The following is a 13,518-nucleotide window of genomic DNA, read 5'->3' as shown; positions in this document are numbered from 1 at the left end:
CGCTCTGAGCTGCACGTCCGGGGGGATCATGCCTCGCCGCTGGGTCACCACCGTCGCCTGTCTCCTGGCCCTGGTCGCCCTCGCCTGCGAGGGCGGCGGCGAGGCGGGGCCACGCCCGAGCCGGGGCACCCCGCAGCCCGGCGGATCCGGTGGCATCGCCGCGCTCGGCGACTCGATCAGCACCGGGTTCGGCTCCTGTCTGGTGCTCACCTCCTGCGAACGCAACTCCTGGTCGACCGGGGACGGGCTACGGGTACGCAGCCTCTACCGGCGCCTGCTCGACCGCGACCCGGACGTCCGGGAACGCGCGTACAACCACGCCCGGCCCGGGGCCCGGGCCGCCGCTCTGGCGGAACAGGCCCGGGCGGCGGTACGCGACCGCGTCGACCTTGTCACGGTGCTGATCGGCGCCAACGACGCCTGCCGGTCCAGCATCGACGACATGACTCCGGTACGGCAGTTCCGGACCGAGGTGGACCGGGGGCTGCGGACGCTGCGCGCGGGCCGCCCGAAGGCGCGGGTGCTGGTGGCGAGCATCCCCGACCTGCACCGGCTGTGGGAGGTCGGGCACACCGACCAGCGGGCGGTCCGGGCCTGGCGACACGGCGTCTGCCCGGCCCTGCTGGCCGACCCGACGTCGAACGCCCCGGCCGACCGGGCCCGCCGGACCGCCTTCCGCGCCCGGATCAACGCCTACAACAGTCAGCTGGCCGCGGCGTGCAAGGCGTACGGGTCGCGCTGCCGGTACGACGGCGGCGCGGTGCACCGGGTGCGTTTCACGCTTGACCTGGTGAGCCCGCTGGACTGGTTCCACCCGAACGCGGCCGGTCAGGGCCGGCTCGCCGACGTGGCCTGGGACGCCTCCGGGCTCGCCGGCTGACCTGCGCCCGCCCTGACCAGCGCGTCAGGGGCGGCGCGGACCCGGGACGCCGCTCGCGTGCTGCCGGTAGAGCACCCGGGAGCGTTCGGCGAGATCCTTGGTGGCGGACGAGTTCGCCCAGGTGCCGAGGATGATCGCCGCACCGGGCACGAGTTTGGCGAAGACGCGCTTGGCCGCTCGTATCCCGGCCATCTGCGCCAGACGTACACCCAACCGCAGCATGGCCTTGCCCAATTGGCCCTGCCCACCCATGCCGAACAGGGCGCCCGCACGCTCCCGGCCGGCGGCCACGCCCAGCGCCAGCCGGGCGCTCTCGGCGACCTTGTGCACCCGCTGGAGGACGAGCAGGTCGGTGGCGCGGTCGGTGTGCAGCGGGTCGACGCCGTACGCCGCCGCGACGTGCAGCACCATGCGGGCCTGGGTCCAGGCCAGCACGCCGATGTCGATCACCGCGCCGGGCAGCCCGGCGGCGCCGGAGACCGCGCCGGAGAGCCGGGCCCGATTCACGAACCGGCGTACCGCCTGCTCGGCCAGCGCGTCGGTGGTGACGCCGGGCTCCTCTTCCCGCGCCCGCGCGGCCCACTGCGCCGCCTCCGGCCCGAGCCGGCGCACCGCCTCCAACGCCAGGTGCTCCGGGGCGTACTGCGGGTCGGCACGCATCCGGTCCCACAGCGTGGCGGGCGGCGACTCGGGAACCTCCTGGCCGGCGGCCACCGCCGGGGCGGGCGACTGCGGCGCGGGAGTGGGCGGCTGGCCGTCGGCGGGCACGGGTTCGGACACGGGTACTCCCGAGAGGTCGGTGCGGGCGATGCGGAGGGCCGGTAGGGGTCAGCGGCGGTGGGAGAGCTTCGCCGCCAGCCCCTTCAGCTTCCGCTGGTTCTCCGGCTTGGCGAGTTCCCGGCGGCCGCGCGCGACGAGTTGCTGCCCTTTGGGCGAGCGCAGGAAGGTGCTGATCCGCTGAAACAGAGACATCTCGGTCCTCCTGTCGGTTAACCCCCACTCATGTGTACCCGGAACCGACAACGGATGTACCCGGGATGGCCCGGCGACCAACCGTCCACTGTGGCCGTAGACTACCGCTCCGTCGGCAGGATGGCGTCGACGACCTCGTTCGCCCGCCACTCGTGCTTCGCGTAGTAGTCGGGGTACGCCGACACCTGCACCGCCTGGGCGGCGTCGGTGAGCCGCATCTGCTGCCAGCCCGGGACCCGCTCCAGCGCGCCGAGGAACTGCCGGGTGGCGAACTCGGGATCCATCAACCGGTCCACCGGTCCCCAACCGCTGCTCGAGCGCTGCTGGAACAGGCCGACCGAGTCGTGGTCCCAGCCGAGCCCCTGGTGCGGGTGCCGCTGCGACTCGGGGATCACACCGCTGGCGAGGTTGTACAGGTTGCTCTCCTGCATGGCGGTGGCCACCGCGATCACCATCCCCCGGCGCGGCACTCCCATGCCCCGGCCGGTACGCACGATGATCTCGGCGTTCTTCATCTGCGTCCGGGTCAGCCCCGCCACCGGCTCCGGCTCCGCCGGCTCCTTCATCGCCCGCACGTCCGGGTCGGCGTCCGGGCTGCCGGACGCGCCGGGCCGGCTCGGGGCCGGCGAAGCGGGCTGGCCGCTCGCCGACCGGTCGAGGGACCGGGAGGCGTGCTCCTGCTGGGCGCGCTGGACCAGCTCGGAGCGGGCGGCCAGCGGGTCCACCCGGGCCACCACGGGGGCGGTGTCGTCGCTGACCTGCGCGTACGTCGCCAGGCCGAGGCAGCACACGACGCCGGTGGCGAGCAGGATCCGGGCCCGTCCGGGCGTCGTCGCGAACTGCCGCGCCCGGTCGCGGGCAGACCGGAGGCGTGGTGCCGCGTAGTCGGCGGCGCGGTCGCGGGCGGCCCGCAGGCCCGGGGTGGCGGCTCGAAGGCGCCGCAGCATCATCGTCCGTTCGGCCGATGCCTGGTCATCCGTAAGAACATTCGGATCGAGGGGGGCGTTCGGTTCGTCGAGGGTGCCGTCGTCACGCATCAGCCGAGGCTAGGCAGACGCACCCGATGATTACCGTCGGTGATCTCGTGGCCCTCACCACAGATTCGGGCCGGGTCGGTGGACAGCCGGGGAGCCACCGGTCGGTCGATGGACGGACCTCGCGGCCGGGACGAACCGGTCGGTCGACCCAGGCGCAACCGGCCCGGCCGGAAGCGGGCGACCGCCGGCTCCTCGCCCCACGATCACTAAACTAGGCCGTTCGGACCATGTCGGGCTCGACCGAACAGGCAGACCACACCCCGACGCCCGGCGGAATAGCGGTATTCGCCCGATCCTGATCACTCCCTGAGAACGGGCCGCCCGGCGAAGGAATGCACCAGGATGGCGGGTACGTTGCCGGAACGGGGTGCCGTGCATGCGACGGCGCTCCGTAGGCACCATCTCAGGGAGGTCCGCACCGGTGCTCGACCCACACGAGCTCTACGAGCTCACCGACGATCTGCCCGACCTCGGTCAGCCGGTCCTCATCCAGGCCCTGACCGGGTTCGTCGACGCCGGAAACGCGAGCCGGCTCGCCCGCGAGCAGCTGCTCACCTCGCTGGAGGCTCGCCCCATCGCGACCTTCGACCTGGACCAGCTCTTCGACTACCGCTCCCGTCGACCGATCATGACCTTCGTCGAGGACCACTGGGAGTCCTACGACGCGCCGAAGCTCGAGCTGCACCTGTTGCGCGACGACGACGGCACCCCCTTCCTGCTGCTCACCGGCCCCGAGCCGGACGTGCAGTGGGAGCGCTTCGTGGCCGCCGTCGCCGGGCTCGGCGCCCGGCTGGGCGTCCGGCTCACCGTCGGGCTGAACTCGATCCCGATGGCCGTGCCGCACACCCGCCCGACCGGGGTGACCGTGCACGCCACGCGCCGCGAGCTGATCGCCGGGCACGAGCCGTGGCTGCAGCGGGTGCAGGTACCCGCCGGTGTCGGCCACCTGCTCGAGTTCCGTCTCGGCGAACTGGGTCGCGACGCGATCGGCTTCGCGGCCCACGTGCCGCACTATGTGGCGCAGACCGAGTACCCGGCCGCCGCGGAGGTGCTGCTCGCCTCGGTCTCCCGGGCCACCGGGCTGCTGCTGCCCAGCGACGAGCTGCGCTCGGCTGCCGAGGTGATCCGGGTCGAGATCGACCGGCAGGTCGCGCAGACCGAGGACGCTGCGGCGCTCGTGCAGGCGCTCGAGGAGCAGTACGACGCGTTCGCCCGGGGCCGGGGCGGGAAGAACCTGCTCGCGCCGGAGATGGGTTCGCTGCCGTCGGCCGAGGAACTCGCCGCCGAACTGGAGCGCTTCCTGGCCGAGCAGAGCCGCCCGAACGACACCGGGAACTGACGGCCACGCTGCACGCCCCCTCGGCGCCATCCCTGCGAAGCGCGACACCCGGGGTGCCGGACCGGCGTACCGGCCGTTGATGCGGCAGGCTGGACGCATGCGCCTGGCGACCTGGAACGTGAACTCGGTGAAAGCCCGGCTCCCCCGGCTGCTCGACTGGCTCGGCACCACCGAGCCGGACGTGGTCTGCCTCCAGGAGACCAAGTGCCCGGACGGCGCCTTTCCGGTGACGGAGGTGGGCGAGCTGGGTTACACCGTGGCCAGCCACAGCGACGGTCGGTGGAACGGGGTGGCCCTGCTGTCCCGGGTCGGCCTGGCCGACGTGACCGTCGGGTTCCCCGGCGAGCCGGGGTTCCCCGCTCCCGAGGCCCGTGCCATCTCCGCCACCTGCGACGGGCTCCGGGTCTGGTCGGTGTACGTGCCCAACGGCCGGACGCCGGACGACCCGCACTACGCGTACAAGCTGGCCTGGTTCGCCGCGCTGCGCGACGCGCTGGAGCAGGAACTCACCGGTGGGCTCCCGCTGGCCGTCTGCGGTGACTTCAACGTCGCCCCGACCGACGCCGACGTCTGGGACCCGGCCGTGTTCGCCCACTCCACCCACGTCACCCCGGCCGAGCGCGCGGCGCTGGCCGCGCTACGCGACCTGGGTCTGGCCGACGTGGTGCCGACGCCGATGAAGGGGCCGCACCCGTTCACCTACTGGGACTACCGGGCCGGCATGTTCCACCAGAACAAGGGCATGCGGATCGACCTGGTGTACGCCTCGGCGCCGTTCGCCCGGACGGTCCGCTCCGCGTACGTCGACCGGGAGGCGCGCAAGGGCAAGGGGCCCTCCGATCACGCACCGATCGTCGTCGACGCCGACCTGGTGCCCGCGATCGAGACGTTCTGAGCTGGTTAGGGTGGGGACATGGCAGTTGTGAAGATCAACGCGATCGACGTCCCGCCGGGTGCCGGCGAGGAGTTGGAGAAGCGCTTCGCGGCCCGGGCGGGCGCCGTCGAGAACTCCCCCGGCTTCCTCGGGTTCGAGCTGCTCCGTCCGGTCGCCGGAGAGAGCCGCTACTTCGTGTACACGAAGTGGGAGTCGGAGGAGGCGTACCAGGCCTGGGCCGCCGGCCCCTCCCGCGCCGCGCACGGCGGCCAGCAACGCCCGGTCGCCACCGGCGCCGACCTGCTCGAGTTCGAAGTAGTCCAGCAGGTCCCTGACCCCACCCCGATGCCCCGCCCCCTGCCTTGGCTGATCACGGGCCCGGGAGGGGGGCGGAGTTCAGGCCGGGGTGGGGCGGACGGTGACCAGGGCGGCGAAGGCGATGACGTTGTCCGCGTAGCCCTCGCGGCCGCCGACGAACTCACCGCCACACGTGATCAGCCGAAGGCCCGGCGGACCCTCGTGGCCGTAGACCCGGTCGGCCGGGAACCTGTCCTTCGGGAAGCGCTCCACCGAGTCGACCCGGAACACCACCACCGACCCGTCCGCCCGGGTCACCTCGACGGCATCGCCCGGCTTCAGCTTGCCCAGGTCGTAGAAGACCGAAGGCCCGTCCTTCGTGTCCACGTGCCCGACGATCACGGCCGGGCCGGGCTCTCCCGGGGTGGGCCCCCGGTCGTACCAGCCGGTCTCGTTGTGCCGCTCCAACGGCGGCACCGCTATCGAACCGTCCCGGGCCTGCCCGACCGGAGCCACCGGCGCGGACACCTTGATCGTCGGCATCGAGAGACTCACCGGACGGCTCGCCCGCATCGCGCCGCTGTCGCCGCCCGCCCGCCGATCCCCACCGCCGGCGGTCCACTCCCCGGGGTCGACCGAGCGGCCCAGCCCCATCCCGGTGGCGAAGACTCCGGCCAGCACCAGCACCACAGCCAGCGGCAGCGTCCAGGGCGAGCGGCGGGGCCGGGCGGCCCGGAGGCCGGTGCCCCGGCCGGCAGCGGGGCGTACCGGCGGGGGCGCCTTCGCGGTGATCGCGTGTGTGATGGAGACCCGCTGGGCGAGCGCCGAACGGTCGGCCGGCGATCCGACCGGCGGACGAGTGGGGCGCGGGGCCGGCATCCGGTTCAGCCTCTCGCGGAGCCACGCCCGGTACGCGGCCGGCGCAGCGTGACGAGGGCGACGACCAGCCCGGCGACCGCCAGCGCCACTCCGAAGGGCACCAGCAGGCCACCGCGGAAGCCGCCCGCGGTGCCGCCGAACCCGGTGGCCGGGCCGCGGCTGGGCGTCACCGACTTCACCACCTGGAGCATCGTCGAGGCGGTCTGGCCGTCGCGGCACTCGAGCTTGACGCGGTAGTTGCCGGGGAAGGTCCGCTCGCGCACCATCGGCGCGGCGGTCAGCACCCCATGCTGCGGCTGCGCCTGGACCCGCCCGAACGCGTCCGACACCACGGTCGCCGGGATCGAGTTGTCCCGGCAGCTGGCCTTGATACCGACCAGGTAGCCCGGCTGCACGGTGCTCGGGCTGACCTCGACGAAGACGTCCACGATCGGGTTCGGCTGGGGCGCGGCGGCCGCCTCCGGCTGCGGGCCGGCTGCCTCCGGCTGCGGGCCGGCCTCCGCCGAGCTCTCGGGATCGGCGCCGGCGAAGGCGGCGGGCGAGGCGGCGACCTGCGCCGGCGGGCCTTCGACGGCCGCCTCGTGACCGGCCGCCACCACCAGCAGCAGGCCGGCGATCATGGCCGACAGGACGAATTCACCGCGGGTCATGCGCGATGCCTCCTCCCGACGCCGGATGGCCGGATGGGCAGCGGGCTGCCCGGACTGCCGTACGAGATGGATCCTCTCATTCTTGGGCGAACATCACATCCGATCCGGCGGGATGGTCGCGTACGCTCGGACGGCTGTGACCTCCATCGACCCTGACCCCACGCGCGCCACCCCGCGACCACCCGCCCGGACGATCCGCACCTTCCATCCACGGCGGGGCCGGATGACCGGGCGGCAGACCGATGCGCTGGACCGGCTCTTCAGCGCGTACGGCCTGGACGTGCCGGACGGGCCGGGCGCCCCGATCGAGTTGACCGGCCTCTTCGGTCGAACGGCGCCGGTCGTGCTGGAGATCGGCTCGGGCATGGGCGACACCACCGCGGCGATGGCCGGCGCCGATCCGGATCGGGACTATCTGGCGGTCGAGGTGCACACCCCTGGCATCGCCAACCTGCTCGACCTGGTGGAACGGCGTGGCCTGCGCAACGTCCGGGTGGCGAAGGGCGACGCCCTGGAGCTGGTACGCCGGCTGCCGCCCGGCTCGCTCGACGCGGTGCACGTCTTCTTCCCCGACCCGTGGCCGAAGGCCCGGCATCACAAGCGACGGCTGATCCAGCCGGCGCACGTGGCCCTGCTGGGCAGCCGGCTGACGCCGGGCGGCGTCCTGCACTGCGCCACCGACTGGGCCGAGTACGCCGAGGCGATGCGGGAGACTCTCGACGCCGACCCGGAACTGGTCAATCCGCACGCCGGCTTCGCGCCGCGCCCCGCGCACCGCCCGGTGACCAAGTTCGAACGGCGCGCGCTGCTGGCCGGCCGCCCGATCGCCGACCTGATCTACCGCCGCCGCTGAGCAGCGGCCCCGCGGCGAGGGTCACTTTCCTACGATCCGTCACCCCGGTTGGCGCGGAGCACCATGATCCAGGCACCATTGACGGGTTATGACGCTCACCGCCGCGCTGCCCGCGACCGCCGACCCCGACACCCTCTACGACGCGTTCGCCGGCTGGGCCAAGGAGCGCGGCCTCGATCTCTACCCACACCAGGAAGAGGCGGTCATCGAGATCGTCTCCGGCGCCAACGTGATCATGAACACGCCGACCGGCTCCGGCAAGAGCCTGGTCGCGATCGCGGCGCACTTCGCGGCCCTCGCCGACGACCGGACGACCTTCTACACCGCCCCGATCAAGGCGCTGGTCTCGGAGAAGTTCTTCGCCCTGTGCGAGGTCTTCGGCGCCGAGAACGTCGGCATGCTCACCGGCGACGCCAGCGTCAACGCCGACGCACCGATCATCTGCTGCACGGCCGAGATCCTGGCCAACCTGGCGCTGCGCGAGGGCGCCCGGGCCGACGTCGGCCAGGTGGTCATGGACGAGTTCCACTTCTACGCCGAGCCGGACCGCGGCTGGGCGTGGCAGGTGCCGCTGATCGAGCTGCCCCAGGCCCAGTTCATCCTGATGTCGGCCACCCTCGGTGACACCACCCGCTTCGTCGACGACCTGACCCGGCGTACCGGGCGGCCGACCGCCGTCGTCCGCTCGGCCGAGCGACCCGTCCCGCTCCTCTTCTCGTACGCGATGACGCCGCTGCACGAGACACTGGAGGAACTGCTGGAGACGAAGCAGGCGCCGGTGTACGTCGTGCACTTCACCCAGGCCGCCGCCCTGGAGCGGGCCCAGGCGCTGATGAGCGTCAACGTCTCCACGCGCGCCGAGAAGGACATGATCGCCCAGGCCATCGGGAACTTCCGGTTCACCTCCGGCTTCGGTAAGACGCTGTCCCGGCTGGTGCGCCACGGCATCGGCGTGCACCACGCGGGCATGCTGCCCAAGTACCGCCGGCTGGTCGAGACCCTCGCCCAGGCCGGGCTGCTCAAGGTCATCTGCGGCACCGACACCCTCGGCGTCGGCATCAACGTGCCGATCCGCACCGTGCTCTTCACCGGCCTGTCCAAGTACGACGGGGTGCGTACCCGGCTGCTCAAGGCCCGGGAGTTCCACCAGATCGCCGGGCGCGCCGGCCGGGCCGGGTTCGACACCATCGGCCGGGTGGTGGTGCAGGCGCCGGAGCATGTGATCGAGAACGAGAAGGCCCTGGCCAAGGCGGGGGACGACCCGAAGAAGCGGCGCAAGGTGGTCAAGAAGAAGCCGCCGGAGGGGTCGATCGGCTGGGGTGAGGCGACGTTCCAGCGGCTCGTCGAGGCCGAGCCGGAGCCGCTCACCTCCAGCTTCCAGGTCAGCCACTCGATGCTGCTCAACGTCATCGGCCGGCCCGGTGACGCGTTCGCCGCCATGCGGCACCTGCTCACCGACAACCACGAGGACCGGGCCGCCCAGCGCCGGCACATCCGCCGGGCGATCGCGATCTACCGGGCGTTGCGGGCCGGCGGCGTGGTGGAGGAGCTGGCCGAGCCGGACGAGACCGGCCGGCGGGTACGCCTCACCGTCGACCTCCAGCTCGACTTCGCGCTCAACCAGCCGCTCTCCCCGCTGGCGCTCGCCACCGTGGAGCTGCTGGACCGGGAGTCCCCGTCTTACGCCCTCGACGTGCTCTCGGTGATCGAGTCGATCCTCGACGACCCCCGGCAGGTACTGTCCGCGCAGCAGTTCAAGGCGCGCGGCGAGGCGGTCGCCGCGATGAAGGCCGAGGGCATCGAGTACGAGGCACGCCTCGAACTGCTCGACGAGGTCACCTGGCCCAAGCCCCTCGCGGAGCTGCTCGAGTCGGCGTACGAGATGTACCGGCAGGGGCACCCGTGGGTGGCCGACCACCAGCTCTCCCCCAAGTCCGTGGTACGGGACATGTACGAGCGGGCGATGACCTTCTCCGAGTACGTCCAGTTCTACGGGCTGTCCCGCTCCGAGGGGCTCGTCCTGCGCTACCTCGCCGACGCGTACAAGACGCTGCGGCAGACCGTCCCCGAGGACGCCAAGACCGAGGAGCTGATCGACCTCATCGAGTGGCTCGGCGAACTCGTCCGGCAGGTGGACTCCAGCCTCATCGACGAGTGGGAGCGGCTGCGCAACCCGTCCGACGTCGACGAGGTCGCGGCCTCGCTCGACGACCGACCCGCGGCGGTGACCCGGAACGCCCGGGCGTTCCGGGTGCTGGTGCGCAACGCGCTGTTCCGCCGGGTCGAGCTGGCCGCCCTGCGGCGCTGGGACCTGCTCGGCGAACTCGACGCGGGTACCGGCTGGAACGCCGACGCCTGGGCGGACGCGCTGGAGCCGTACTTCGACCGGTACGACGCCATCGGCACCGGGCCGGACGCCCGCGGCCCGGCGCTGCTCATGATCGAACAGGGCCGGGAACGTTGGACGGTCCGGCAGATCCTCGACGACCCGGACGGCGACCACGACTGGGGCGTCAGCGCCGAGGTCGACCTGGCCGCCTCGGACGAGGCAGGCGAGGCGGTCGTCCGGATCACCTCGGTCGGGCAACTCTGACCCGGTCCGCCGGAGTTGGCCGCGTCTGCCGGTCGCGGCTCACCGAACCGCTTGAGCGCGTCGCCCGGCGACCGGCCGCCGGGCGACGCGCCTGCGGGTCAGCGTCCGGCGCCGATCGGCTTCCTGGGACCGGCCGGGCACCTACTCAGGTCGATGGCCTTCGTCTCGCCGCGGCCGATCGTGACCGCGACCGCGCGGTGGATCTTGCCTGCGGGGTTCCGGCAGGACACCACCCAACTCTCCGGCAGCAGAATGGAGCTGTCCTGGCTCTGCCGCAGCGACGGCAGGACGTGCCACTCGAACCGTCCGCTGTCCGGCACCCGAATCGTGCTCTCGATCCGCAGGTCGGACGGGAGTACGGCCGTCTCGCCGTCCCGTGTGACCGGCGAGGAGTTCACGGAGACGTCCTTGCTGATGGTGAGCTCGATGCCGCGCGGAGCCGACCCGGTGAGGACGGAGTGCGTACGCCGATCGGCCGCAGCGGACCAGGCGATGAGTAGCGCTTCGCGGATACTCGATCCCGGATACGCACCGACACCCCGGTACTGGTCCACGACGTACTGGTACTGCGGGTGGAACCGTTCGAGGCCGCTGTGCCCCGGAGTCAGCTCCGGAGTGAAACCGAGGGTGCCGTTGGCGTACAGGCCCTGCTGCTCCGCGACGCCGCTCGCGACGTAGTAGACCTCCGGCCAGGGACCCGTCGGCCAGTCACCGAGGGCCGTACCGAGTTGCTGCGCCAAGCCGTCGTAGAGCGCCACCTCCGCCGGTACGGGCTCCAGCGGCGACGACGGCGCACGAAGCAGCCGGGCGTCTGGCGTGTGGTTGTTCACGGCGACCACGACCTGGTGACTGTTCAGCAGGTCGGTCATGGCTGCGATCTCCGGCTCGGAGTACGGCGCCGCACCGTGATGGTTCTCGGCGGTGGGAGACGCGCTGGACCCGGGGCCGCCCCAGAACGCCCCGTAGTTGCGGTTCAGGTCCACGCCGAGCGGGGCGGCATCCGGGGACGCGCACTGCTCCCAGGTCGGCACCGCACCGGCCGCGACCCGGCAGTTCTTCCGCTTCATCTCGTGGATGCGTTCTCGGGAAATCCGGTAGCCGTCCGGATTCACCGCAGGCACGATGATCAGTCGAGTGGAGTCGACGAGGTTGCGGATCCGCCGGTCCGTGCCGTAGTTCTCCAGGACGTCCCACGCGAACTCCATGGTGAATTCGAGCGTGGGCCACTCGCGGGCGTGGTGCAGGCCGCTGGTCAGGAAGGCCGGCTTTCCGGAGTAGGTGTCGACGTCGCTGGTGATCTCCATGCCCAGGATCGGATGCCCCAGCAGGGACCTCCGGGAAAGCTCGAACACCTTGACCTTGTCGGGGTAGCGGCGCTCGAGCTCCCGCATCTCGCTCTCGGCCTCATCCAGCGTCCGGTACGAGACTCGACCGGTCGGCAGACCGGAGGCGAGCGTCGGGTCCGTCCGCCGGGCATCCTCCCGCCGGTCTTCGGCCGCGCGGGCCGCCGTCATGGCGGTGAGCTGGGCCGATACGTCGGAGACCGCCACCGGCCAGTTCCCCGACGCGAGCCGGGCACGGTCGGTCTCCCCGTGCAGCAGCACCTCGGCGTGGGTGCTGGTGAGGTCGATGACGTCCAGGCCGAGGTCCATCAACTTCTGCCGTTCGGCGGTGCCGCTCACCTGGACTCGTGCGATCGCCAACCCGGTCGCCGCCTCCGAGGCCGGTTGTTCGGAGCCGGGGGCGGCGGTTGCGGCCGTCGCCAGAGTGGTCGACAGGACGGCGGCCAGGCCGAACGCACCTGCCCTTCTCGGCCATCGGGCGTTCCGCGGGGACGCGCCGGCCCATCTTGAGTGGCGAGTGGAGGACAACTTCAACTGACACTCCTCTGGCTCGTGATCCTGGGTGACAGGTCCGATCCGGACAGTGTGCCACCGAAGTGGACGGAGAGCGGACCTCCCGGACGGCGCAATCGATCCACCGGGCGAGGTGAGGGGCGAGGGGTCGCCGCGGCGCCCCGGCGCCACGACGGCGGAGCCCGTGACAGCACATGGCCAACCACGCTTTCCGGCAACGGGCACTCGGATCGCCACCCGCTTACGCGACCCCTCCCGGACCGACTCCGGCCGGCCCAGGGCACCGCTTCGCCGGGACGAGAACCCGGCCCCTCACACACTGGGCGATGTCAGCCCCGTCGATTAGAATGTATGTACTAATCACGGCTGCTGAGCTGGGAGGACGCCCGTGACCGCGCCCACCTCCACCCCCCTCACCCCGTACGCCACGCTGCTCGGTTTCACCCGCTACGTCGACCGCACCGGCCCCACGAAGGCCACCTTCGTCGGAGGGCTGCGCAAGCAGCGGGCGAGCCGGCACGGCTTCAACCCGCACGGCCAGTTCGTCAAGGCGCTCAAGGCCGACATCGCCTTCCACACCGGCGGCACCCACCTCGATCAGGTGGCCGACCAGGTCAAGCCCCGCTGGCGCCCGCTCTACCAGGCGCTGATGCCGGGCGCGACCGCCTGGCTGCACTCCCTCGGTGAGCCCGGCTCGATCGATCTGGCCCAGACCCGCGACGCCCTCGCCATGCTCGGCGACCTGCCTGTCAAGATCAACCCTCACTTCGGCGTACGGCACGCGGACGGGCGCGTCGAGGCGGTCCGTCTGCACTTCGACGAGACCCCGCCGAGCGAGGAGACGGTGCTCGCCACGTTGCACCTGATGGCCCGCCACATGGATGCGGTGCTCCCGCACGCCGAGCCGGTCCTGGTCGACGTCCGACGCGGCCAGGCACACCGGATGCCCGACGGCGCCAAGGCCGACCAGATCGAACGCTGGCTCGCCGGCGAGGCCGCCGCCTTCCGCGCCCTCTGGACCACCGCCGCCTGACCCCCAACCACCCACCCCCGGGCACCGCGTACGCCCGGGCGAGCCAGCACCCGCATGCACGCCCGGAACAGCGCGCGGGCTCAATGGTCACCGCCACGGCTGACCCGGGCGGACGGGCGGTCCGCTTCGTGGCCGGCCTGCCGGGCAACCCGCAGTCGGCGATCGCTGCGCGCCCTGGACACCCGTATGCGCCCGACTGGCACTCGCAAGATCACGCTCGATGCCGGAAATAGTGGTCTCCCAATCTGGGAGGCC

General features: G+C 72.3%; 12 protein-coding genes and 1 pseudogene. 7 read left to right on the top strand and 6 right to left on the bottom strand.

Translation table 11 applies throughout. The annotated features are described in order from the left end of the window. The first annotated feature begins 28 nt into the window (after window positions 1-28). Entirely contained in the window at window positions 29-880 is an 852-nt protein-coding gene (locus BXA10_RS10960) for a GDSL-type esterase/lipase family protein (protein ID WP_076470169.1), read from the top strand. Between the two features lie 24 nt (window positions 881-904). On the opposite strand, the gene BXA10_RS10955 is transcribed toward BXA10_RS10960, so the two are convergent. From BXA10_RS10955 to BXA10_RS10950, 3 genes are all read right to left on the bottom strand, one after another. Continuing rightward, complete coding sequence (locus BXA10_RS10955) at window positions 905-1,660, bottom strand: EcsC family protein (protein WP_076470168.1); 756 nt, start codon at window positions 1,658-1,660, stop codon at window positions 905-907. 48 nt (window positions 1,661-1,708) lie between these two features. Further along, on the bottom strand, window positions 1,709-1,852 hold the full coding sequence (locus BXA10_RS31430; RefSeq protein ID WP_175649168.1) for a hypothetical protein: 144 nt from the start codon (window positions 1,850-1,852) through the stop codon (window positions 1,709-1,711). Between the two features lie 101 nt (window positions 1,853-1,953). Then, on the bottom strand, window positions 1,954-2,889 hold the full coding sequence (locus tag BXA10_RS10950) for a peptidase M23 (RefSeq protein WP_076470167.1): 936 nt from the start codon (window positions 2,887-2,889) through the stop codon (window positions 1,954-1,956). Between the two features lie 421 nt (window positions 2,890-3,310). On the opposite strand from BXA10_RS10950, the gene BXA10_RS10945 reads away from it, so the two are divergent. The 3 genes and pseudogenes from BXA10_RS10945 to BXA10_RS10935 all read left to right on the top strand — a co-directional run. Then, a complete protein-coding gene (locus BXA10_RS10945) occupies window positions 3,311-4,228 on the top strand; it encodes a proteasome assembly chaperone family protein (protein WP_076470166.1) in 918 nt (305 codons plus the stop codon). Window positions 4,229-4,325: 97 nt separating this feature from the next. Beyond that, entirely contained in the window at window positions 4,326-5,123 is a 798-nt protein-coding gene (locus tag BXA10_RS10940) for an exodeoxyribonuclease III (RefSeq protein ID WP_076470165.1), read from the top strand. A gap of 18 nt (window positions 5,124-5,141) precedes the next feature. After that, window positions 5,142-5,432, top strand: a pseudogene (locus BXA10_RS10935) (antibiotic biosynthesis monooxygenase family protein); the annotation flags it as partial. A 66-nt stretch (window positions 5,433-5,498) separates the two neighbouring features. Here the strand turns inward: BXA10_RS10935 and BXA10_RS10930 are convergent. After that, window positions 5,499-6,191: a class F sortase gene (locus tag BXA10_RS10930; protein ID WP_076470292.1), complete on the bottom strand. Its 693-nt coding sequence runs from the start codon at window positions 6,189-6,191 to the stop codon at window positions 5,499-5,501. A gap of 92 nt (window positions 6,192-6,283) precedes the next feature. After that, complete coding sequence (locus tag BXA10_RS10925) at window positions 6,284-6,928, bottom strand: hypothetical protein (protein WP_076470164.1); 645 nt, start codon at window positions 6,926-6,928, stop codon at window positions 6,284-6,286. Between the two features lie 223 nt (window positions 6,929-7,151). On the opposite strand from BXA10_RS10925, the gene trmB reads away from it, so the two are divergent. Continuing rightward, window positions 7,152-7,781 carry a tRNA (guanosine(46)-N7)-methyltransferase TrmB gene (gene trmB, locus BXA10_RS10920; protein WP_217696761.1) on the top strand — a complete coding sequence of 210 codons (630 nt, stop codon included), beginning with the start codon at window positions 7,152-7,154 and terminating at the stop codon, window positions 7,779-7,781. Window positions 7,782-7,869: 88 nt separating this feature from the next. Then, a complete protein-coding gene (locus BXA10_RS10915; protein WP_076470163.1) occupies window positions 7,870-10,374 on the top strand; it encodes a DEAD/DEAH box helicase in 2,505 nt (834 codons plus the stop codon). Window positions 10,375-10,472: 98 nt separating this feature from the next. Here the strand turns inward: BXA10_RS10915 and BXA10_RS10910 are convergent, their stop codons facing one another. After that, window positions 10,473-12,056 (bottom strand): M14 family zinc carboxypeptidase, encoded by a 1,584-nt coding sequence (locus BXA10_RS10910; protein ID WP_084752566.1) that lies wholly within the window; start codon window positions 12,054-12,056, stop codon window positions 10,473-10,475. 562 nt (window positions 12,057-12,618) lie between these two features. On the opposite strand from BXA10_RS10910, the gene BXA10_RS10905 reads away from it, so the two are divergent. Further along, a complete protein-coding gene (locus tag BXA10_RS10905) occupies window positions 12,619-13,263 on the top strand; it encodes a hypothetical protein (protein ID WP_076470162.1) in 645 nt (214 codons plus the stop codon). Window positions 13,264-13,518 lie beyond the last annotated feature (255 nt).

The sequence above is a fragment of the Micromonospora avicenniae genome, assembly GCF_900156065.1.
GTDB lineage: Bacteria > Actinomycetota > Actinomycetes > Mycobacteriales > Micromonosporaceae > Micromonospora > Micromonospora avicenniae.
The sequence above is the reverse complement of the archived record's forward strand: the minus strand, read 5'-3'. Positions and strand labels throughout refer to the sequence as shown.